Source organism: Pseudarthrobacter sp. CCNWLW217 (assembly GCF_037203985.1).
Lineage (GTDB): Bacteria > Actinomycetota > Actinomycetes > Actinomycetales > Micrococcaceae > Arthrobacter.
Map to the genome: position 1 here is coordinate 66,898 of NZ_JBBCBT010000017.1, position 22,482 is coordinate 89,379.

Annotated in this window: 16 protein-coding genes; 2 read left to right on the forward strand and 14 right to left on the reverse strand. The window is 60.2% G+C overall.

Annotated elements, in window-relative coordinates; genetic code table 11:
- Positions 1-61: 61 nt before the first annotated feature.
- Positions 62-847, forward strand: coding sequence for a GntR family transcriptional regulator (locus V9L18_RS17880; RefSeq protein WP_337348505.1), 786 nt, complete (start codon positions 62-64; stop codon positions 845-847).
- 860 nt (positions 848-1,707) lie between these two features.
- On the opposite strand, the gene V9L18_RS17885 is transcribed toward V9L18_RS17880, so the two are convergent.
- The 13 genes from V9L18_RS17885 to V9L18_RS17945 all read right to left on the reverse strand — a co-directional run bounded on the left by V9L18_RS17885 (position 1,708) and on the right by V9L18_RS17945 (position 19,506).
- Positions 1,708-2,451: an SDR family oxidoreductase gene (locus V9L18_RS17885; protein WP_337348506.1), complete on the reverse strand. Its 744-nt coding sequence runs from the start codon at positions 2,449-2,451 to the stop codon at positions 1,708-1,710.
- A gap of 30 nt (positions 2,452-2,481) precedes the next feature.
- Positions 2,482-3,228: an SDR family NAD(P)-dependent oxidoreductase gene (locus V9L18_RS17890; RefSeq protein WP_337348507.1), complete on the reverse strand. Its 747-nt coding sequence runs from the start codon at positions 3,226-3,228 to the stop codon at positions 2,482-2,484.
- Between the two features lie 44 nt (positions 3,229-3,272).
- Positions 3,273-4,757, reverse strand: a complete 1,485-nt coding sequence (locus V9L18_RS17895) for an APC family permease (RefSeq protein ID WP_337348508.1) — start codon at positions 4,755-4,757, stop codon at positions 3,273-3,275.
- A gap of 206 nt (positions 4,758-4,963) precedes the next feature.
- Positions 4,964-5,662, reverse strand: a complete 699-nt coding sequence (locus V9L18_RS17900; protein ID WP_337348509.1) for a TetR/AcrR family transcriptional regulator — start codon at positions 5,660-5,662, stop codon at positions 4,964-4,966.
- Between the two features lie 932 nt (positions 5,663-6,594).
- Entirely contained in the window at positions 6,595-9,534 is a 2,940-nt protein-coding gene (locus V9L18_RS17905; RefSeq protein WP_337348510.1) for an FAD-binding and (Fe-S)-binding domain-containing protein, read from the reverse strand.
- 125 nt (positions 9,535-9,659) lie between these two features.
- Positions 9,660-10,628, reverse strand: a complete 969-nt coding sequence (locus tag V9L18_RS17910) for a sugar ABC transporter substrate-binding protein (RefSeq protein WP_337348511.1) — start codon at positions 10,626-10,628, stop codon at positions 9,660-9,662.
- A gap of 76 nt (positions 10,629-10,704) precedes the next feature.
- Positions 10,705-11,703, reverse strand: a complete 999-nt coding sequence (locus V9L18_RS17915; RefSeq protein WP_337348512.1) for an ABC transporter permease — start codon at positions 11,701-11,703, stop codon at positions 10,705-10,707.
- Complete coding sequence (locus V9L18_RS17920) at positions 11,700-12,518, reverse strand: ATP-binding cassette domain-containing protein (protein WP_337348513.1); 819 nt, start codon at positions 12,516-12,518, stop codon at positions 11,700-11,702. The genes V9L18_RS17915 and V9L18_RS17920 overlap by 4 nt, the downstream gene beginning before the upstream one ends.
- Before the next feature lie 699 nt (positions 12,519-13,217).
- Positions 13,218-14,225 (reverse strand): Gfo/Idh/MocA family oxidoreductase, encoded by a 1,008-nt coding sequence (locus V9L18_RS17925; protein ID WP_337348514.1) that lies wholly within the window; start codon positions 14,223-14,225, stop codon positions 13,218-13,220.
- Positions 14,226-14,266: 41 nt separating this feature from the next.
- A complete protein-coding gene (locus V9L18_RS17930) occupies positions 14,267-15,730 on the reverse strand; it encodes an APC family permease (RefSeq protein ID WP_337348515.1) in 1,464 nt (487 codons plus the stop codon).
- A gap of 140 nt (positions 15,731-15,870) precedes the next feature.
- Positions 15,871-16,854 (reverse strand): D-2-hydroxyacid dehydrogenase, encoded by a 984-nt coding sequence (locus tag V9L18_RS17935; RefSeq protein WP_337348516.1) that lies wholly within the window; start codon positions 16,852-16,854, stop codon positions 15,871-15,873.
- Positions 16,855-16,923: 69 nt separating this feature from the next.
- A complete protein-coding gene (locus V9L18_RS17940) occupies positions 16,924-18,684 on the reverse strand; it encodes an IlvD/Edd family dehydratase (RefSeq protein ID WP_337348517.1) in 1,761 nt (586 codons plus the stop codon).
- Positions 18,685-18,738: 54 nt separating this feature from the next.
- On the reverse strand, positions 18,739-19,506 hold the full coding sequence (locus V9L18_RS17945; protein ID WP_337348518.1) for an SDR family NAD(P)-dependent oxidoreductase: 768 nt from the start codon (positions 19,504-19,506) through the stop codon (positions 18,739-18,741).
- Positions 19,507-19,694: 188 nt separating this feature from the next.
- On the opposite strand from V9L18_RS17945, the gene V9L18_RS17950 reads away from it, so the two are divergent.
- On the forward strand, positions 19,695-20,879 hold the full coding sequence (locus V9L18_RS17950; RefSeq protein ID WP_337348519.1) for a Gfo/Idh/MocA family protein: 1,185 nt from the start codon (positions 19,695-19,697) through the stop codon (positions 20,877-20,879).
- Between the two features lie 64 nt (positions 20,880-20,943).
- Here the strand turns inward: V9L18_RS17950 and V9L18_RS17955 are convergent, their stop codons facing one another.
- Positions 20,944-22,416: an APC family permease gene (locus V9L18_RS17955; protein WP_337348520.1), complete on the reverse strand. Its 1,473-nt coding sequence runs from the start codon at positions 22,414-22,416 to the stop codon at positions 20,944-20,946.
- Positions 22,417-22,482: the final 66 nt, after the last annotated feature.

The window sequence follows — 22,482 nt, forward strand, 5'->3', positions numbered from 1 at the left end:
CCTACTTCCATGCGAGCTGGTATGCAAGAGAAAATGCAAGAATCCATTGAGTCGAGTACCGTTGGAGGTAGCAACGGGTGCGGCACCGCGTTCACCTGATTTAGCGGATGGAGCTGGTATGACTGCGTCGGTGGAAACGTCCGCAATCGTAGGAACGCCGGCACCTCACGCCGAAATCGCGTATGAGCAAATTAAGGCTGCGATTATCAGCGGTGCGCTTGCCCCGGGCAGCAGGGTCTCCGAACAGCAACTGGCAGAACAGCTAAATGTCAGCAGGACCCCTGTTCATCAGGCAGTAGTCCGACTACAGAATGAAGAATGGCTGGAAGTCAGTTCACGCCGGGGCGTCACTATCGCACCCCTTCGCGCCGACGAAATGCGGGAGATTTACGAAGTCCTGATCGGGCTCGAAGGCGTTGCAGTCGCTTCTCTTGCCTCGCGGGAACCAGCGGCGGATGACGAAGTGGACCTCGAACTGCAGGACGCCTGCAGTCGGTGTGAACTGGCACTTGAAGAAAAGAACCTGCGGCGCTGGGCGGCGGAGGATGACCGCTTTCACCGTCTTCTGATTGAACGAAGCGGCAATTCCCGGCTTGCCAGGGTGGCGGCCTCAGTGATGGAACATGCCCACCGAGCACGCCTTCTAACGGTCAACTTGAGGCCATGGCCGAGCGCTTCAAACGAGGACCACGCGAGGATCCTCCAGGAAATTTCAAACAGAGATCCGTTGCGCGCGCGAACCGCACTTGAGGACCATCGACGCCGCGGCATTGCCACCCTCGTACCAATTTTGGAGGCATATTCCCCGCAAAGCGGCTTTGCTTTCATGCCCATCCAGCAACGGTAGGGCCGAATGCCTGCTGCTCCCGATCAACGGTTGAACTGAGGACCTGCCGGCTCCACGCTCCGGCGAAGTCGCCGGTTTCGACTGCCATCGTATGTCGGAAAATCAGGAAGGCCTCAACTATGCTGAGATCGGTCTGGGCCTTGTCTCAGTGTCGAAGGCTGTTGCTGCCCCCGGGCCGCAACTCCCGCACGGATGTCACACAGCTGGTCCTTAACAAGGCTCCTCGGCGGGCCGTCATCGACCCCCGCCAACGGATTCCCCCCGTGCTCAACAGCTCCGCGACGTAGAACAGCCGGCCATTGCAGTCATGGCGGAAACCCTAGGGCGTTCTATGGGCTGTGACGGGCAGTCCCCCGGGAGAACAGCGCAGCGTGGGCAAGGACAACCGCTCGACGTGACACCTCGGCCTACTGACGGACCAGGAGCCAATGAATGAAGGTTCGCCCGGATGTCTACTGGTGCCATTTCCTCGGAATAAACGAGTCCAGCTCCGCCGACCTGGGCAAGCAGGGTCGGCGGAGCTGCTAGTGCCCCGCGTCTGAAGTTCGGTTCAGAAGTCGGCCGATTGATTCGAGGATCTGTTCGGCTGACTTGGTCCAGGTAAAGGGTGTGGGGTTGGTGTTCCATTCTCTGACCCATTTACGGATGTCGGACTCGAGCACCTGGACGCTGCGGTCAACGCGGTGGCCTGGTGTTCGCGGTTGCCGACATCGAGTCCGCAATAGACGTCGAGCCCCTGACCCATGTCGGCCTCCTTTACACCACAATATCCCCGCAGTCACGACACCGATGCCGGCACCCACGCTACGAAGAGACCTGGACCCGTGGCTTGTGCAGCATTCCCCTAGCTAGACCGCGCTCTACCCAGCCGTATATGCCCCATCCACCACGACTTCGCTGCCGCTCATGTATGAAGACTCGTCTGATGAAAGGAACAGCACAGCTGCGGCAATCTCCTGAGGCCAGGCCCACCGGCCGAACGGAAAACACTCCGGCGGCAAGGATGTGCCGGGCTCCGTGCTGTTGAGCAACATGGGTGTCTCCGTTTCTCCGGGACAGACAGCATTCACGCGAATGCCATCCGCGGCCAGCTCAAGTGCCGCTGCTTTTGTCATCCCCCGGACCGCCCACTTGGCAGCCACATAGGCAAAGTTGTCTTCGAAGGCCACCAAGCCGGAGGTGGAACAGATGTTCACAATCGAGCCACCTCCGGCGTATCGCATCGCTGAGATGACACTTTGCATGCCCAGAAACGGGCCAACCTGGTTCACGTCGATGACCGTTCGGTACGTATCTTCGCTGACATCCTCGACCCTTGTCGATCGGAAAATTCCGGCGTTGTTGACCAGGACTGTCGGCGCGCCGAAATTGACCTCGCAGTGCCGGACAACCTCTGCCCAATCGGATGCAGAGGCGACGCTGCGGTTGGGCAGGAAGTAGAAATTATCGGAGCCCAGCTCGTCGACGAGCGCAGTCCCCTCCCCCTCAACAAGGTCAAAGCCCAGCACCTTTGCTCCCTCCCGCACCAGGGCGCGGACGTGTTCCACGCCCATGCCGCTGGCGGCACCGCTGACGATGGCGATCTTGCCTTTGACTCGGTGCAATGTTCTTCTCTTTTCTGTTTGCTGGGCGCGCTACTGCGCCGTGAAGGCGCCGTCGATGACGAGTTCGCTGCCGCTCATATACGACGATTCGTCTGAGGCGAGGAATACGACGGCGGCACTGATCTCCTCAGGTTGCGCCCACCTTCTGAACGGCAGATCATCAGCTGGCGGAAGCGCCCCTGAGGGCGTATCGGCTATGGCGCGGATCATTGGGGTATCAGTGTCTCCCGGACAAACAGCGTTAACCCTGATGCCGTCCCGCGCCAGTTCCAATGCCGCCGCTTTTGTCATTCCGCGCACCGCCCACTTTGATGCGACGTAGGGGAAAAGATCGGCAAAAGCGACGAGCGCCGCAGTGGAGGCTATGTTGATGATGGATCCGCCGCCTTGGCGCAACGATGGAATCAAGGCCTGCATTCCGAGGAAGGTGCCAACCTGGTTGATATCGATCACGCGGCGGTAGTCTTCCTCGGACACCTTTTCAAGTGTTTGCAGTGGAGAGATACCTGCGTTGTTGACAAGCACATTCGGAGTGCCAAAATGTGCTTGTCCGGCCGATACCACCCTGGCCCAGTCCTCTGCGTTCCTCACGTCTCCTCGGAGGAAGAGCAGGTTGTCTTCGCCAAATTCATCAACGAGTAGGGGCCCGGAGCCTTCGTTCAGGTCGAAGGAGATGACCCTCGCCCCCTCCTGGATCATCCTGCGGGTGTGGCTGACGCCCATGCCGCTGGCTCCTCCGCTGATGACAGCGATCTTGCCGGTGAGACGTTGTGTCATGGTGGTGTCCTTGTTGTTAGTCATGTCAGTGAACTGAGGACCGCCTACTGGCGGCCGATTTTTTGGTAGACAGCAGGCTTGGCCTTCTTCAACCAGCGGGAGTAGGCGATGCCGCCCACCCACACCAAGGGGATGAAGAGGGTAAAGGCCAAGGAAGCTATGGGTCCCGCCCCAATTAACGCGTCAACGTTGAGGAAGCTGAGCACCAGCACTATAGCGAGGCTGCCCAACGCCAAGGCCGGGGCAACCGTCGTCTTCCATACCCCGCGACCCGGCACCTTGTGGTGCTGGAAGTAGATGAGTACTGCTACGGAGACCAGGACCAGAAGCGCCACGACGACGATCGCACCCAGGCCATTCAGGCGGATATAGACCGTGAAGGCGTCCGTGCCAGCGGGGTCGAAGGCAGTGCCAGCGGCGATGGCTACAATTGCCGCGAATTCAAGGGCGGTGACTATGATGGAGGCTACAAACGGGGAATGATGCCGGGCGTGCGCCAGGCCCAGCCTCCGCGGCAGGACGCCGTCTTTGCCGAGTGAGTACGCGTACCGGGCTACAGCATTATGCTGGGCGAGGAGGCAGGCAAACGTCGAGGAAATTACGAGGACGTTGATGATGCCCGGCACCACATTGCCAACATAGGAAGCGGCCAGGTCGCCGAACATAGAGGCAACGGCGCCGCCGGCCCGGGCATCAGCCACCCCTTGCGGCCCTAGGGCAGTCAGCATTGCCCAAGCCGCAACGAGGTAGAACAGCCCAATGAGGACCACTGCAACATATGTTGCCCTAGGAATTGTCTTGTTGGGGTCTTTGGCTTCCTCACGGTAGATTGCCGAGGACTCGAATCCTCCAAAGCACAACATCGCGAACAACAGTACAAGTCCAAAGTTGCCAGTGCTGACGCCGTCCCAAGTCAGGGCCCCCAGCGGTGGACCACCGGGGCCTCCGTCGAAAAATACCGTCAGATTGAACACCAAGACGAGGACGACTTCCAGGATCAGAGCCACACCAAGTGTCTTGGCCGAGAACTCGATTTTCCGGTATGCAGCTACTCCCGCGAGCAGGGCGCCCAGCAACCCGTAGAAATACCACGGCACATCGGGCCCATGGAATGTATCCACTACAAGTGCGCGGCCATAAACGCCAAACGCGGCCCACGTGGAGAGAAGGAGGACCAAGTAGCCCGACATGGCTAGGAAGGCACCACCGAGCCCGATTTCTTTGCCCAACCCGGCAGTGATGTAGGCGTAGAAAGCTCCGGGGCGCTCCACATATCTGGTGACAGCCGTATACCCCACGGAGAACAGGAGCAGGATGACTGTGGAGACTGCGAGTGCGGCAATGATCCCGTTGCCGCCGAAGGCAATCATCGAGGGCATCAGTCCCACAACTACAAGCAGCGGTGCGGCCCATGCGACGACGGAAAAGAGGATGCTTCCAACGCCAAGTTGGCCGCGAAGTTCGATTGAAGGTTCAGTGGTGGTGCGAAGGGCCGACTCATCACGTTCGGCACTGGTGGAATGGCTCATTGTGGCTTCCCTTGTCGATTCAGGTAATCGGTGAGGTCGAGACTCCTGCAGGTACGTCTTTGGACCTTGCGACGACTGTAGGCTAACGAGCGTTAGTTAGGCAAGAGTTTTAGAAATATTTAGGGACACCCCCGCTGCGCCAGCCGCAAATTCCGGGCACGCCAAAGCGGCGCTCCTGCATAGAGCGCGTCATCGGGGACTTCTGATCAAGCCAGGGCGGGGGTCCCGCTGCCAACTTCCAGAATGGAGCGGCTCAGTGCCACCGCATGGTCCAGAAGGATTTCAAGGTCTGTGTCACTTCCGTTCCAGTCAGCCCAGCGTCCCGCACCGTCGAGGAGCGTAAAAATGACATTGGTGGTCTTCCTGGAGAGGCGGAAGCCCATCTCTTCGGCGGCAGCCGCATACATGTCCTCATGCAGCCTCACCCAGGAGGCCACTTCCTGGCGCACCTCGTCGCTAAGGAACCGGGCTACCCGATCAGTTGCGACCAGGAGGTCCCAGAGATCCGCCTCGGGCCGCTGCAACTGCTGGGCGAGATGGAAGCGAACAAGCGCCGCCCAATACTCCTCCGGCGTGGTGGTGGCTTCGGCAGCGTCAAGGAGCTCACGGGCGAATCTATGGGTGAACCAACTGAGCGACTCGGCAACAATTTCGTCCTTGCCTCGGGGAAAGCTTGAGTACAGGCTGGGTGCCTTCATATCGAGCTCGCGGCCCAATGTCCTCATAGTCACTGAACCAAAGCCCCTGGCGGTAGCCAGAGTTAGGAACGCCACGAGGATCCGCTGCCGGGCGGGCGTCTGGGCTGACCAATCGCGGCTAGACAGGAAATCTCTGACAGCAGTATTTGCCTGCTCGCGCGGCGAATGGTTCATGTCATCCTCACAACGTTGATCGGTCACCTCCATTGTAACTAACGATCGTTAGGCTGCACTTCCCCAATCGTAGCCACGTCGCATCCCCAATCCGGATTTCAGTCTGGTCCTTTAGGAAGCCGTCACTGACCCGGACCGCCTCAGCCTCATCCATGTAGCTCCAGTAGATAGCTACGGCCACAGCGGTGAAAACGTGACGGAACCCTCCGGCGTTGCCGGACTGGGCCTGCCGGCGTGCTCGTTGTGGTGCCGGTCGGCGGCCTAGGGAACCTCCACCAGGGCAGGGGCGCCCGGTCGCGGCGAACGCCCTGGCAGTGTGCTTTACAACTGCCCAGGCTCACTGGAAGGACGGGCGGTCCACGCTGCCCAGCTCTGTCTCCTGTGCTGCAAGGGAAAGCGGGCCTCCGTATCTGAACGCACAGTCCCAGGAACAGACCCTACGGGCTGCGGCTTGCGGGGGTTAGATGCCTGGCATCGGCCACGGCCAGACATCACTGATGTCGCGTCCTTCTGCCATGTCCTGCCGGAGACGATGAACGATCCGGCGGGATCGCTTTGATTGATGGTCGCTGCGCTCATCTGCGTCCGTCTCGCCGCAGTGTGCCGCGGATCGCAGCCACTCAGCGTGCCGTCCTTGTGCGAGCTTCCTGTTCATCATCGGGATCAACCCTAAAAACTAGTTGTGCCTATTGGTCCCTTCCAGAATCCGCCTTGGGGAGTTGTGCCGACCGTGTCAGTTTGAGACACAACTACTGATGGGCACGGGCTCATCGTGAGCTGATGCTCGTGACAAAGATGAAGAACCCGGCCACTGCGATCAAAAAAGCTGCTGCACCCGATGGTATAAAAAGGATGCCCCACATGTTGGCCATGTTTCGCGGTGGACGGGCGGGCTTACCCACATGTGGGCCAACCAAGCCCACCCCGGCCGCCACCAAAATGAGGAAAATTCCGAAGTATTCCACCTACCGTTCCCCGCTGGCATTCTCGGGGTCCATCGCCACAGCGAGGTGCTTGCTCGATCGCTTGGGGTCTATCTGCGAGACCTGCATGGCGCAGCTGAAGCCGTCGGTGAGAACAAGGGCGTCAGCGTCACCCTTCGAAAGGGCAGGAATGACGGAATGCTCAGCAACTTTCATGGATATATCGAAATGCTCGGCCTCAAAACCGAAGTTACCGGCCACGCCACAGCAGGAGGACGATTCCAGGAGGTGTCGAACTCCCCAGGCTTCCAGGACGCGTTTCTGGGCACCTGAACCGAACACAGCATGCTCATGGCAGTGGGTTTGCAGCACGGCTGTTACTGGCGGCATCGCCGTCGGCTTCCACCCCCGCTTGATGGCTTCATCCACAGCCACGGAGAATGACCGCACCCTTGCCGCGACCCTGGCAGCGGCCTCGCCGCCGACCAGTTTTGGACCTTCGTCGCGGATGGTCGCCGCACAGCTGGGTTCGAGGACGACGATAACCCGGTCCGTGCCGTCGTCGAGCTTCCTTATCAACCGGGCCAGTCGCCGTCTGGCCCCGTCACGTTGCCCGGTCGAGATCCAAGTGAGGCCGCAGCAAGCGTCCGGCGTACACCCCACGGAGCTGCCGGAGTCGCGGATCACCCGGGCTGCAGCCGGTACGACCTCGGGCCGGAATGCGCGCGTAAAGCTGTCGATGAACAGAAGGGCGTCGGCCTTTTCCGCGAATCCGGCTTCCCGCACCCGCTGGCGGATCCTGCCGTTCGCCGCGAAAGCCGGGAGCCGCCGTCGGGCGCTGATGCCCAACCGTTCCCCCACAATGCGGAAGGGGCGGAAAGCTGTCCCCACATTAGCCAGGGGCGCCACGCGCGTCAGCAGCGGGAGCCACCGGGGCAGCCAGCCAATGGAGTAGTGAGTGAAGGGCCGGATGCGCCCGCGGTAATACTCATTGACCAGTTCCGACTTAGCCTCAGCTATGTCCACGCCGGTGGGACAGTCAGCGGAACAGGCCTTGCAGGACAGACAGAGATCCAGTGCCTCCCGGACTTCCGGGCTCGACCAGCCCTCCTTGGTGCTGCCTTGGGTCCGGGTTAGTTCCTGCAACACCCGGGCCCGGCCGCGGGTCGAATCCTTTTCATCCTTCGTGGCCCGGTAACTAGGGCACATGAAGCCGCCGGTGGTGGACCGGCACCGTCCTACACCGATGCATGCGTGGGTGTTCCCGACGAACGGACTCGCTACCGGGAGCAGGGCACGGTCTCCAGAGGAAGATACGACGGCGGTTGTCGGGGCTGCGGTCAGCTCATCGTGGGCGGGGCCGGGTCTAACTACTCCTTCCAAAGCAAGCGAGGCAGAGAAAGGTTCCGGGTCGACGATGATCCCGGGGTTGAGGACCCGTGCCGGATCCCAGAGGTGCTTGAAGGCTTTGAAGATGCCCACCATCTCCTGGGAGTACATCACCTCAAGTAATTCGCTCCGCGCCCGGCCGTCACCGTGTTCCCCGGACAGCGAGCCGCCATGGGCCACCACCAGCTTGGCCGCTTCACGGGTGAACTCGCTGAACACCCTGCGCCCTGAGTCACTGCGCAGATCGTAATCCAACCGCATATGAACGCAGCCTGCACCAAAGTGGCCGTACATTAAGGCCGTATAGCCGTACTTTTTCACCAGTGGGAGCAAGCCCGCCAGGTAATCGGCAAGACGCTCCGGTGCAACCGCAGAATCTTCCCACCCGGGCCACGTTTGCACCCCATCGATCCGTCTCGATGAGAGCCCCGCGCCGTCTTCCCGCACCCTCCATAGTGCGGCCCGCTCCAAGGACTCCGTGACGATCGAATGGTCAACGACGTGTCCGTCGACGCTGAGCTTGTCAACCAGGTCTTCACAAGAAGCGGCCGCCTGCTGAAGGGTGTCATCCGAAAACTCGACCATGAGAAAGGCCTTGCCCTCCGGCAATGACTCCACGCTGGCCGCTCCCCGGCGGTGCCGCATGATGTCCACGATCGATACGTCCAGGCCCTCGATGGCGCTCGGCTTGGCGGTCAGGATGGTCATCACGTCGCGAGCGGAATCGATAGTGTTCGCGTAGCCAAGGCACAGCAGCGCGGTGGTCGGGGGCTTCTGCACAAGACCCATCTTGGCCCGCACAACGACGGCGCACGTACCTTCGCTTCCTGCCAGGGCGCCGGTCAGATTAAAACCGTGTTCCGGCAGCAAATGACCGAGATGGTAGCCAGAGACCTGCCGGGGAATGGTCTGCAGTTCCACCCGTAGGGCCGCCAGATGTGCTCCCGCCAGCGCTTTGAGGCCCTCCAGCAGTTCCTCCGCCCGGACGACGGAATGGGCGTCGTTCTCGTCAACGGCGCGGAGGAAATTCTGCCCCGCCCTGAGGTACGCGCCGTCCGCTGTAACCAGCTCCAACTCCTCAACGTGATGGGTCATGCGGCCATAAGCTACTGAGTGGTTTCCGCAGGCGTCGTTACCGATGGAGCCGCCCACTGTGGCGCGCGTCAGGGAAGAAGGGTCCGGGGCGAATGTCAGCTTGCCTTTGGTGGCCTTCTCAACCTGCGCGCGCAGCTCACCGAGGACAACCCCAGCGTCGGCCCACACCGTCGCGTGACCGGCATCGAGGGTTCCCACAGAGGTCATACGGCGGGATAGGTCGATCACCACACCGTCGCCTACGGCGTTCCCCGCCATCGAAGTGCCCCCGCCCCGTGCGGTGGCTGGTACGCCCGTAGCCGAGCATGCCCGCAAAACTGTCCGAACGTCGTCGACGTTCTTTGGGAAGGCGACGGCGGCCGGCCGTACCCGGTAGTTCGATGCATCATACGAGTACTCAGAGCGCCTCCGCGGAGAGTCGTCCACCTCGATGCCGTGATCCCTCAACCTGGCGAGCAGCTGTCTCAGTTTCGTGTCACCGTCGTCATCGTGGGGCATGGTCGAATTCTCCATTCGTAGTGGTCCGCAGGAAGTGTAGGCAGGTGCGGTGTACGCGGGGGTGTGCCAAATCAGAACGGGCACAGCGGATGAATCCGCTGTGCCCGTTGGATTGATGGAGCTGGCTACTTCAAGAACTCGGAAAGGTTGTCCTTGGTGATGAGCGTGAACGGCAGCGTGTACCGGTTCTCCACGTTTCCGCCCTTGAGGAAGTCGGTGACAACCTCAACTGCCTTGGCGCCCTGCCCTGCAGAGTCCTGGCGGACCGTTGCCGACATTGTCCCGGCCTTGATGTCCTGCAGTGCCGGGTCCGTACCGTCGACGCCGACTACCGCCTTGAACTCGGCAGTGCGGCCCGCATCAGCAATGGCAGAGGCTGCGCCAATGGCCATCTCGTCGTTGTTGGCCACCACGGCATCGATCTGGCCGGCGCCAAAGCGCTGGAGAGTATCCTCCATGTTCCGCTTGGCATCGTCGCGGCTTCCCTTGGCCTGGAACTCGGCCACCACCTTGAAGTTTTTGTTGATCTTGCTGTCGAAGCCATTCTTGCGGCGATCCGTCCAGGAGGCTCCGTAGATGCCGGCGGCGAATACAATGTTGCCACCTTCCGGAAGCGTCTTGTTCAAGTATTCGGCCTGCATTTCGCCGGCCACGGTGTCATCAACACCGATGTAGCTCTTGTATCCAACGTCCGCACCCTCCGCGAACTCGGTGGACAGAATGAACAGCGGGACGTTGGCGGCGATCACCCGCTTTGCAGCGTTCTGGCTGGCCTCGCCGTCCAAAGGCTGCATGATGATGGCGTCAACCTGGCGGGTGAGGAGGTCCTCAACCTGGTTCAGTTCACTTCCGACGTCTTTCTTGGAGTCGGTGATGTTCAGCTTGACGCCCTTTTCATCGGCCGTCTTCTTCATAGCGTCCGTCATGTGCGCCAGGTCCGGGTCCTGCAGGTCAAGCACCACAACGCCGATGTTGTAGGTCTTGTCTGTCCCGCCGCTGCTGCCTGCATTGCTGCTGCCGGCACATCCTGTCAGGGTGAGGGCACCTGCTGCCATCATGGCGACCGCCGCGGCGATCTTACGTCGCATTCCCATTGTTGTTCCTTTCGAGGGATTCCTGTGCTTCAGGAATTTTGTTTGTTTGTTTGTTTGTTGACGCTGGGCCCAGGGGTCAGTCCGACTTCCAGCGATTCAGCAGCACGGCGAGCACAAGGATGACGCCTTGGACGCCTTGCTGGTAGTACGAGGAGACACCGAGCAGGTTCATGCCGTTCATCACAACGCCCAGGAGTAGGACTCCGATGACGGTTCCGCGGATGGTGCCAACTCCGCCGAAGAGACTCGTGCCTCCAATAACGACGGCGGCAATCACCTGGAGTTCGTAGCCGGTGCCAGCTACCGGCGCCGCCCCGTCGAGACGGGCAGTCAGGACGAGGCCACCCAGGGCGGCCGTGACGCCACCGATCAGGTAGACGGCGAACAGTACGCGGCCCGTCGAGATCCCCACCTTCTTGGCAGATTCTTCATTGCCACCGACGGCGTAGACGTGGGAACCGAATTTGGTTCGGCTGAGCACGAACTCGCAGATGATGGCGGCGATCAAGAAGATGACGACCGGCACCGGAACCGGGCCGATGAAGCCCGAACCCAGCCATTCAGCAGGGCCGCTAAGCCCGGAAACAACCTGCCCGTTTGTCATTACCAGGACTGCAGTGCGGGCGATGGCCATAGTTGCAAGTGTTGCTAGGAACGGCAGGATGGCTCCCCAGACAACCAATGCTGCGCTGAGGAAGCCAACCAGCAGGCCTACTCCCAAGCCGACGATCAGGGGCAACCAAAAAGCGCCTCCACTGGCCGGGGCCAGCAATGCGAAGGTCATGCCCGCCAAACCCACTATCGAGCCCACTGAAAGGTCGATGCCGGCGGTGATCATGATGAAGGTCATTCCGAGGGCGATCAGTCCGATGATGGACGACTGCCGTACAACGTTCACGATGTTGTTCAGGGTCAGAAAGTTGGGTGCCGCAGCAGCCAGGACCAGAAGGATAACGACGAAGAGGACGATGATCCCGTAGTCGCCGATGAAGCGCTTGATCTTCGTGGCCGCAGTTCCGTCCTTCAGATCGGCAGGCCCGAGTTTGGTCTTGATGTTGTCCATTGTGAGGCTCATGAGCCGTTCCCGCCCTTGCTGCCGCGCGCGGCCGCCATCGCATCGACCACGTCCATGGATGATGTGCTGCCGATCTTGCGACGTTCTTCCGGAATGCCGCTCCCGTTGTCGACGTAGTCGTCCAGGGTGCCGTGTGAAATAAGATGGGCCACTTGCGCTTCGGATACGTCCCCTACACGGAAACGCCCCACAACCTGGCCCTGACGCATGACGGCGAAGCGGTCAGCTACAGCAAAGGCCTCATCTAGCCTGTGAGTAATGATGATGACCGCAATGCCCAGGTCTTTGAGCCGCTGTGTCACTTCGATGAGCTTGTCGACTTTTGCGACGGATAGGTTGGCCGTGGGCTCATCCATGATGATCAGGCGTGCATCGAAAGCGAGTGCCCGGCCAATGGCGACGGCCTGGCGCTGCCCTCCGGAAAGGCGCTTGACCTTTAGCCGCGGATTGATGGGAATGTCCAGCCTTTCAAGCACGCGCTTGGTTTCGGCTTCCATCTTTTTCCTGTCGATGATTTTCAACAGCGGCCCCAATATGTTCTTCTGCGGTTCGCGACCGAGAAAGATGTTTGACCGGACGTCAAGATTGTCGGCAAGGGCGAAGTCTTGGTAGACCATCTCGACTCCTTGGTCCCGGGACGCTGAGGGTGTTGGGAACTCGGTCCGCTGACCGTCAAGGTCGATAGATCCGCGGTCAGGTTGGTAGACGCCAGTGAGAACCTTCATGAGCGTCGACTTGCCGGCTGCGTTGTCACCCAGCAACGCGAACGTTTCGCCAGGCTGGACATCGATGCTCACGCCGCGCAGCGCGGACACTGCACCGAAGGTCTTATGTATGTCATGGAGTGCGACCAGTGGAGGGGTCGCCGGTGGTGCATCGGTCATTTCATCCTCGATTGATAGGGCAAATGCAAACGAACCGGTGAATCACGTTCAGCAAGGGTCAATCAAACTTTGATGTCTGATTTGTGCAGAAATGGGCTACCAAAGAAGCCATATCCGCGTGACGCTCGCCACACTTTTTCACTTACTAGAACTTTGACGGACTCTGGAGTGGGGCATATGTGCCACTTTGAAACAGGGTCTGTGAATCGTTTCAATTCGCCCGGGCCTCTAGCGGGCATAGAACTGAAATACATAAAGTTTGGGGGGCCTATCTCCATACAATCAGGCTGTAACCGTCGGCTCTGTGGAATAGGCGCCGCTCACCTACCCGAACAACCCACACGATGTCCCCGTCGGGGGTCTTGTCCTCCACGTATCCGTCGTGCGGTGGCCAGCCCGGTTTTTGCAGACGCACTGCGTCCCCTTTTTCAGCGATCTCCCAAAAGGCAGCCGGTGGCGTCCAATCTGCCTGCATATCTTCCTTTGGCCCATCAACTACCCCCATACCGGCCTACCGTGCCTCTCGTCTTGGTTGGTTCTTCGCAATGAATGAAGAAAAAGGCCTGCTCTGGGCCGCAGACGTTGTTGCGAAACATCAGCGGCCCAGAGCAGGCGGCATAATTGGCCCGGCTAGGTCAGGTCCACTGCTACCGCAACGCCCGTCCGGGCGGATTTTTCAGCAGCGTCAGCAAGGATCAGGGCTGCGCGGCCGTCCTCGAATCCTGGGCTCCTCGAAGGCAGGCCTCGGACCGCGCGGAGGAATTCTGCTACTTCCAGGCGGTACGCCTCCGCATAGCGCTCCAGGAAGAAGTTTTGGTAGGGCCCGATCGATTCGACGGACCTGGGCCCCCAGTGGCGTACCAGGCTGTCGTTCTTGTTGCCTACCTGGAGCAATCCGGTTGAACCGAACGCCTCGATGCGCTGGTCGTAGCCATACGCCGAGTGACGTGAGTTCAAGACCGTTATCAATTCATCCTTGGAGCCCCGCAATGTGACTACAGTTGAATCGAAGTCATTAGCTTGACGGATATTTTCGCTGAACGTATTTGCACCGCGGGCTGAAACCTCAACAATTTCCGGGATGAAGTACCGAGCCATATCAAGGTCGTGGATGGTCATGTCCCGGAAGATCCCGCCGGATTGCGTAAGGTAGGCTGCCGGCGGCTCCCCGGGGTCCCGACTCGTGATCACCAGTTGCTCCAACACTCCTATCTCCTCGGCTGCCACGCGTCGTTTCAGCTCAACGAAGTGCCTGTCGAAGCGCTTGTTGAAACCCAACGCAACTGGCACATCGGAAGCTGCTGCCTTCTCACGGAGGGCGTCCACACGGGTAATATCCAGGTCGATCGGCTTCTCGCAAAGAACTGGTACATTGGCGTCGATCGCCTTCTCTACGAGGCCCAGATGGGTCACAGTGGGTGAGGCTATGATGACAGCGTCGATTTCCCCGGAGGCAAACACTTCGTCGGGGTCGTCGGTCACTCGACCGCCGAATTCGGCAGCCGTTTGTTTTGCGCCTTCGATGAATGGATCACATATCCAGGACAGCGTTGCCTCGTCCAAGGTAGCCAAACTCATAGCATGTACTTGGCCGATTCTTCCGGTCCCGAACAGGCCAACCCTGATCTGTTGCGTCATTGCAGATCTCCAGATGTTGAAGTTGAAGTGAGAGTGATTTTCTAGTCGATCGTTTGCCGGCCCAGGCGTGCATAGACATCGGGACGCCGTGAACGCAGGACGTACGCATAGACAATGCCGCCGAAGAACAGGGCGAAAGTGAAGGTCATGAAAATTGCCGTCATGACTGCAGAACCGCCGATGAGTTCCGGATAATTAGTGATTGCCAAATAGGTGATCAGACCCAGGAAAACCACGCTGACGATGGGAGCGACGATGGTCTTCCAGACGGACTCCGGAGCGAAGCTGCGGCGGCGGACAAAGTATACAAGAACAGCAAAGCTCGTGATGAACATCAAGAGGAGCACTGCGAAGGTTCCACTGCCGCTGGCTATGGGGTACAGGAGCTCGGGAGCGACTCCCACCACGGTGAAGACCACTGTGGCCAGGGCCCACAGGAGGCCGACTGCCAATGCCGAGACGTAGGGCGACTTGTGGCGGGGGTGGACCCTGCCAAGTATGGTGGGCAGGGCCCCGTCGGCCGCAAGTGAGAAGCTGTACCGGGCGGCGATGTTCTGGATCGAAAGCATTGAAGCCAGGATCGAGGTGATGAGAAGGACCACTGCGATGTCCGCAAAGATCTTGCCCACCAGGACCGTGGCGCCGTCGTTGAAGAGGTTCACCGTGTTGGCGGCAGCTTCGCCCTGAACCTTGTCTGCCCCTAAGAACGCGGTGTAGGCCCAGGCCGCCACGGCGTAGAACAACCCGATTCCCACTACCGCGATGTAGGTGGCCCGGGGAATGGTGCGGTCCGGATTCTTGACTTCATCCCGGTAGATGACTGTCGCTTCGAATCCAAAGAAGTTTCCGACGGCGAACAGCAAAGCCAGCCCCAACCCGGCATCCGTGATCCACGGCATGGAGAAGCCGATGCCCTGAACAACCGCTCCGGATCCTGCGGCGAAAGCGGCGACATCGAAAATGATCACTACTGCAGATTCCAGCAGCATGACGACCGTGAGGACCTTGGCCGAGAGATCAATGCGGTGGTAGGCAAGGAGTGTGGTGACGGCGATGATGGCAAGCCCGTACCAATACCAAGGGAGATCGGGGCCGTTCAACGTGTTCACCACGAAGCTTTGGAGGGTCAAAGCAAAAAGCGAGGGTGCAAAGAACCCAATGAAAACGTATCCGAAGAGGGCCAGCAGCGCACCTCCAAGGCCTGCGGGCTTACCCAAGCCGGCAGTGACAAACGAGTAGAAACCACCCGGAGCGTCAACGCTGCGGCTCATTTTCACGAAGCCAACAGAGAATATCAACAGCATGAGGGTCACCAGGAGGTAGATGCCCGGTGCCGTGTGACCGCTGAAAAGCAGCATCACAGGCAAGGTGCCTGCAACTGTTGTCAGCGGAGAGGAAAAGGCGAGCACGTTCATCACGAGCTCGCCCACGCCCATATTGCCGCTGAGCTTATGTTCCTGGGCCTGGGTCGGCGTTTTCGTCGTACCTCTTATTGTGCTTGACATGTAAATCCTCGTTACGAAATTTTGAGTGCTGAATCACACTATCGACGAGGATCGTGGGAGCACTGTACCAGCTTGGGACACGGGATCCCATGGGGCATTCCGGCCTGTTTCCAGAACCCGAAATTCCCCATGGAATGGCTTCAGGGCGCTTCAGACGCCAAGGCAGGAGTAGCCGGACCAAGCTTCTTCAGGTCCACCACGTCCTGCAGCGGCTCATGGGCCTTCCACAGCCTGAGATTCCGGGCGAAGCAATCCACTACTCTTCCGCGCCAGCCGATCAAGTCTCCGGAGGCATGCGGGGAGACAAGGATGTTCTGACGGCTCCACAGCGGATTCCCGGCATCCAAGGGCTCATGTTCAAACACATCCAGTGCCGCCCCGCCCAGATGTCCGGCGTCAATGGAGTCAAGGAGGTCCTGCTCCACCACCACCGCCCCGCGTCCGACGTTGACCAGACGCGCCCCGGGCCGCATTTTGCGGAACCGCGACGAGTTGAACAGGCCACGGGTTTCTTCTGTGAGCGGCAATGTCAGCACGACATCATCGGCTTGGCCCAGGAGCCGGTCAAGCTCATCAAAGCCCGAGATGGAACCCAGCTGCGGATCATTCCTGGCAGACCGGCCCACGATGTTAACGTCCATACCTGCAGCGCGCAGCAGAAGGACGGTTTCGCGGCCCACGGGACCTGGCCCCACTACCAGGACTCTCCGTCCCAGCAGCGGCTCGGTTTCGCGGTGTTGCCAGGTGCGGGCCTGCTGCAGCTCGATGGTGCGGCGCAGGTCTTTGGTGAACATCAGCAGGACGCCCAGGACCCACTCTGCGATCGGCCGCTCGCATACGCCGCGGGAGTTGCTCACAACAATGTCGCTGTTGATGATTTCGTCGGTCATCAGGCTGTCAACGCCGATGCTTGAGGTGTGTATCCAGCGCAGCTCCCCTGGCCCCACCTCGCGCAGGAGCTTGGTCCTGAAGTCGTTCAGGAACAGGATCTCCGCACCGGGCTGGGCAGCCCGGAACTCGTCCGCGGTGCGCACCACCACGACATCTGCATCGGCTTCCAACCGCTCAACAGGAGGTCGCGGGCGGCCTTCCTGGACAATCGCTATCACTTTTGGTCGTGACATACTTTCCCCTTCCCGGTCTGCATCTGACGAGCAGCCCCGTTTGTTCTTGCGTTTTGAGTTTGCTGTCGTTTACCAGCCGCCCTGCCAACCGCTCATTAGGCCGTACGGCAAGCGCTGTGGCTCCTCGTCGGGAAGGCCCTTCAGGAAGTCGAAGTCGCAGCCTTCGTCCGCCTGGTTCACGTGATCGATGAAGAGCCGTCCGTAGCCGCGCCGGTATTTCGGTTCTGGAAGCTTTAGGTCCGCAAGTCGCCTCTCGATCTCTTCGGTAGGGATGTCCAAATCCAGGCGCTGGTTCTCAACATCGAGCACAATGGGGTCCCCTTCCCGGACAATTGCCAGCGGTCCACCTACGGCGGCCTCGGGAGACACGTGCAACACTGTGGTCCCAAAGGCCGTGCCGCTCATCCTGGCATCGGAAATACGGACGATATCGCGGATACCGCGGCGCAGGAGCCTCTCGGGAATTGGCAGCATGCCCCATTCGGGCATTCCGGGAGCTCCTACAGGCCCGCTGTTGCGCAGGACCAAAACGGAGTCTTCGGTAATGTCCAACTCGGGATCGTCAATCCTGCGTCCCAGGTCGTAAATGTCCTCGAATACCACTGCTGAGCCCTTGTGCTGCAGCAGATCCTTGGACGCGGCACTCCGTTTGATGACCGCTCCGTTGGGCGCCAGGGAGCCGCGGACGACGGCGATGCCTCCGGAGGCATCGAACGGGGCCTCGAGAGTACTGACCACGACGCCGTCAGGTTCGGGGGCCGAACTGTAGCCACTCTCGAGGGACTCCCCTGTGACTGTGATGGCGTCCTTGTTCAGCAGTGGCGCCAGTTCCTTTAGTACGGTGGAGATGCCGCCGACCTGGAACAGTTGCTGCACCAGGTACTCGCCGGATGGGCGGACGTTGACAATGCGAGGGGTCCGTTGGGAGATCTCGTGGAAGCGGTCCAAAGGCAGCTCGTAGCCGACGCGCCTTGCGAGTGCCAGAAGGTGCACCACGGCGTTGGTGGACCCACCCACTGCCATCAGGAGGGTGATGGCGTTATCGAAGGCCTCTTTTGTCAGTATTTCGCTGGGCTTTGGCCCGTGTGACAGAGCCATCTCCACTGCCCGGCGGCCGGTGGCTTCCGCCGCTTGGGCGCGACGCGCATCTACCGCCGGGATCGACGCTGTACCCGGCAGGCACATGCCGAGTGCTTCGACGAGGGACGTCATGGTAGAGGCTGTGCCCATCTCGCTGCAGTGTCCGGCAGAAGGTTTCGCGGCGGACTCGAGCTCGTCGAAGTCCGCCTCGGTGATCTTCCCTGCCCGCAGCTCATCTGCGTACTTCCAGGTGTCTGTGCCTACCCCGAGCTGCTTCCCCCGGAAGTGTGCGGGCTCTTGGGGTCCGCCGGTCAGCATGATGGTGGGAACATCCGCACTGGCAGCACCCATGAGCTGGGCCGGGACTGTCTTGTCGCAGCCGCCCAGGAGCACTATGGCGTCCAGCGGGTAGGCGCGGATTGACTCCTCAACGTCCATGGCCATGAGGTTTCGGAACTGCATGGCCGACGGCTTCATGAGACTCTCACCCAGGGAAATGGTGGGGAATTCCAGCGGCAGCCCGCCGGCCATCAGGACACCGCGCTTAACGGCGTCCGCCAGCAGCTTGAAATGTATGTTGCAGTTGACCAGCTCGGACCAGGAGTTGGCGATGCCGATGACCGGCTTGTCCTTGAGGGCGAAGCGCGAAAAGCCCTCTGCCTGGATCGCTGTGCGGTGAACGAATCCGGTGAGGTCGTGCGGCGCGAACCACCGCGCACTGCGGAGGTCCTTGTAGTTCGACTCTTCCATATCCTTTAAAGCTCCTTGGCTAGTTCGGTCTTGACAGGTAATCGGTGGCGTTTCCTACGCAGCTGATGTGCCGCCGTCGAACGCCATGCTGGTTCCGGTGGCAAAGGTCCCTTCGACAGCCAGGAAATAGATAGCTGCGGCCACCTCGTCCGGATCCGCGAGGCGGTTCAGCGGCACGGTGCTTTCCTTCAGCCTCCGGGCTTCTATTGGATCCAGGGCCGCTTCCAGGCCCGCCCGCACCATGGGTGTGTCAATCGGTCCAGGACAGACGGCGTTCACCCGGACAAGGGGCGCGAGTTCCAGCGCCAGGGCGCGGGTGAGTCCCACAACGCCGGCTTTGGCCGCGCAGTAATGGACAAGCCCCGGCACGCCCATGGCGGCGAGGTCGGAGGCAACATTGACAATCGAGCCTCCCCCGGACCGCCGCATATGGAGCGCGGCCTCCCGCGCAACGTAAAAAGTGCCGGACAAGTTGGTCTGCAGCACTTCGTGCCAGTGGTCCTCGGTGAGGTCTTCCAAAGCAACATGCCCGGCTACACCCGCAGCGTTGACCGCGACGTCCAAGCCGCCCAGTGCGTGGATCGCACTCCGGACGGCGTTCCTGACTGCGTCGGCGTCGGAGACATCGGCAACCACGGTGTGGGCATCGGCGCCGATCTCCGCAGCCACGCGCTGCAGCTCCGCAGAACGCCGTCCCAGCAGCGCCACCCGAGCACCGCGTTTCGCGAAAAGCTTTGCCGTCGCTTCCCCAACGCCGGAGGTTGAACCAGTGATGAGAACCCGAAGGGGTTCCGTTCGAAGTTGTTGGTCGCGGTCCATCATCGGCGACGGGCTCCTCTTGCTTGGCAGTGGCTGACTAGTACCCTCCACTAAAACAGCGCTCCCCTGCCTCCGGCTGTCTCACATTGAGACACAGAGCACACGGCCAACGTCCTTAGGCTGATCAGCAGATGCCGCCGTCAGTCTGCGGCACAGCACCGCCGGACAGCGGCAGAGACTAAGGAGTGCTCTTGGAACAGCAAAACCGCATTGGGGTTGGCTTGATTTCGGTCGGATGGATGGGGAGGCTGCATTCGCGCGCGTACTTGGCAACCAAGCAGTTCTTTCCGGAACTGCCGCGACATCCCGAATTGGTGATTGCCGCGGACCCCGACGACGCTGGGCGCCATCATGCCGAAGACGCACTCGGCTACAAGGAAACGGCCACGGATTACCGCAAGGTGCTGGAAAACCCGGACGTGGACGTTGTCTCCATTTGCTCTCCCAATTTCCTGCACCACGAAATAGCGCTTGCCACCATCGAGGCCGGCAAGCACTTCTGGATTGAGAAGCCCATGGGCCGCAGCGCCCAAGAGTCCCGCGAGATTGCCCAAGGGGCTGAGGCCGCAGGGCTCATCACTTCAGTCGGGTTCAACTACCGGCACGCACCCGCCGTGGCGGAAGCCAGGCGCCTTATCCGGTCCGGAACACTGGGCAAAGTTACCAACGTGCAAATCCGCCTCCTCACCGGATACGCCTCGGATCCCAGCCAGGTATTCACCTGGCGCTATGAGCAGGCCCGTGCAGGATCCGGCGTGCTGGGGGATGTACTCAGCCACGGTTTCGACCTCGCACAGTTCCTGGTGGGCCGCATTACATCGCTGAATGCCGTCACGGAAACGTTCATCAAGGACAGACCGCTCCCTGCCGGCAACTCCTCGAATTCCTTCGACATGGGCCAGGCCTCTGACGTCACCCGGAAGGTGGAAAACGAGGATTACACCGCCATGCTGGCCCGCTTTGAGGGCGGCGCGATCGGCATGTTCGAATCCACGCGCGTGGCCATCGGCCCGCATGCGGAATACATCATCGAGGTCTACGGCACTGAAGGCTCCCTGCGATGGAACTTCGAACGGATGAACCAACTGGAGCTCGCGACGGACCGCAGCGGCTACCGCACCATCATGACACCGCCGTCGTTCGGCGAGTTCGGCCGCTTCCAGCCCGGTCCTGGGCCCGGGATTGGATTCAACGACCTCAAGACCATTGAGGCGGCGCTGTTCCTGCGTTCAGTTGCGGAAGGAAAGCAGCTTGGTCCCTCCGTCGCGGACGGCTGGTCAGCCTCCGAGCTCGTGGATGCCTCGTTGCGCAGCGCCGGTTCCGGCGAGTGGGTTGAGATCCCGGAAGTCTCCGGGCAGACGACCTACCAGGCCTAAGCACGAATACGCTCCCCGCAACAAAAGGAGGCCGGATCTCCATGATCCGGCCTCCTTCATGTCCTCAGTCGACAGCTCGACCTATACGCCTGTAGGTCTCAGCGTTCCGGCGCCTCAACAACAGAGCAAGCGCAATGCCGACAGCTATCGACAAATAGGGTATGAGAAGCAGCACGGTGAGCAGGAGTGGGTCACCGACCACCAACAACTCCATATTGAAGGAAGCTGTCAAGAGCGCGAAACCGATCCCCAAGAGAGCAATCACCGGAGCTACGAGGGTGCGCCAGAAAGACATGCTGGTCTTGTTCCTGCGGAAGTACACGATCACGGCCACAGCGGTCAGGCAGAGCAAAAGCAGCATTCCATAAAATGCAACTCCGGCTGCTGCTGCATAGAGAGCGTTCGCCTCGCCGCCGGTAATCACCAAAATGAGCAGTATCAACAGCAAGACGGCGCCGACTGCCACGGCGGCGCGATGCGGAGATCCATGCTTTGCATGGACTGTCGAGAGCGCGTTCGGAAAAATTCCGTCAACGGCCAGGGAGTGCGTGTACCGGGACAAGATGTTCTGGAGCGATAGACCTGAGGCAAAAAAGCTGGTCACCAGCAGAATCGCAATCATCTGGTTCGCGAAGGCTCCGAAGTACTGGAGGAGGGCGTCCGGCATCATGGCCGTCGGATCCGCTTGAGCCGCCGACACTGCGTTCGACGTTCCCGCCGAAAGGATCAGGGCGAACGCGGAAATGGCGTAAAAGACTCCGAGAAATGCCACAGCCAGGAAGGTTGCCCTTGGGATTGTAATGCTCGGCCTTTTAACCTCGTCCCTATAGATCGCTGTCGCTTCGAACCCGTTGAAGACCCCAATGCTGAACAGAAGGAGGACTCCTATGGTTGGAGTGAAGAGGTTGACAGGGTTCCATGGCTCGAAGGAAGGCCCCTCAGGTCCTCCGTTGACAATGATCACCGCATCAAAAATGGCCACTGCAAGTACCTCGACGGCCAGGATGACCGAGAGGACCTTGGCAGATAACTCCACATTGAAGTAGCTAAGCGCCCAGGCAATGCCGAACATGACCATGCTCCAGATCCACCACGGTGTTGACACGTCCTCCAGGAAGGCACCCAGCAGGTTGTTCACGGCGATTCCGGAGACAACAATGCACGACGTGACGTTGAAGCCGTAAGTGACCAAGGCGAGGAATGATCCTCCCAGTCCAATTGGACGGCCCAGACCTTCGCGGATGTACGTGTAAAAAGCGCCGGGGCGCGGTATGGCCTTCGTCATTGCTGTGAAACCCATGGCAAAGAGCGCCATCAATACAGCGACCGCAACGAACGCGATGGGCACTCCGATCCCGAAGGAAATGTTAACTGAGACGAACCCATAGACCACGCCCAAGGGTGCGGTAAAAGCCAGGACCGTAAAGAGCAGTCCAGTGGTCCCCATCCGGCCTCTGAGCTTATAGATGGACGACGGGGCTTCAATGTCTTCTAAATCAACAACGGCTGTGCGCTGGACGGGAAGTTCCTGTTTCACTTTTGTTCTCCTCAGGAGAGTGACGTCATCTTTGACGCTCACTGTTTTTGGGGGAAGGCAGGCCGG

Excerpts from the sequence above, each read along its gene's own strand:
- V9L18_RS17895 (WP_337348508.1), bottom strand. The coding sequence starts at position 4,757 with ATGAGCCATTCCACCAGTGCCGAACGTGATGAGTCGGCCCTTCGCACC.
- V9L18_RS17930 (WP_337348515.1), bottom strand. The coding sequence starts at position 15,730 with ATGTCAAGCACAATAAGAGGTACGACGAAAACGCCGACCCAGGCCCAG.
- V9L18_RS17910 (WP_337348511.1), bottom strand. The coding sequence starts at position 10,628 with ATGGGAATGCGACGTAAGATCGCCGCGGCGGTCGCCATGATGGCAGCA.
- V9L18_RS17935 (WP_337348516.1), bottom strand. The coding sequence starts at position 16,854 with ATGTCACGACCAAAAGTGATAGCGATTGTCCAGGAAGGCCGCCCGCGA.
- V9L18_RS17915 (WP_337348512.1), bottom strand. The coding sequence starts at position 11,703 with ATGAGCCTCACAATGGACAACATCAAGACCAAACTCGGGCCTGCCGAT.
- V9L18_RS17890 (WP_337348507.1), bottom strand. The coding sequence starts at position 3,228 with ATGACACAACGTCTCACCGGCAAGATCGCTGTCATCAGCGGAGGAGCC.
- V9L18_RS17940 (WP_337348517.1), bottom strand. The coding sequence starts at position 18,684 with ATGGAAGAGTCGAACTACAAGGACCTCCGCAGTGCGCGGTGGTTCGCG.
- V9L18_RS17925 (WP_337348514.1), bottom strand. The coding sequence starts at position 14,225 with ATGACGCAACAGATCAGGGTTGGCCTGTTCGGGACCGGAAGAATCGGC.
- V9L18_RS17900 (WP_337348509.1), bottom strand. The coding sequence starts at position 5,662 with ATGGAGGTGACCGATCAACGTTGTGAGGATGACATGAACCATTCGCCG.
- V9L18_RS17945 (WP_337348518.1), bottom strand. The coding sequence starts at position 19,506 with ATGATGGACCGCGACCAACAACTTCGAACGGAACCCCTTCGGGTTCTC.
- V9L18_RS17905 (WP_337348510.1), bottom strand. The coding sequence starts at position 9,534 with ATGCCCCACGATGACGACGGTGACACGAAACTGAGACAGCTGCTCGCC.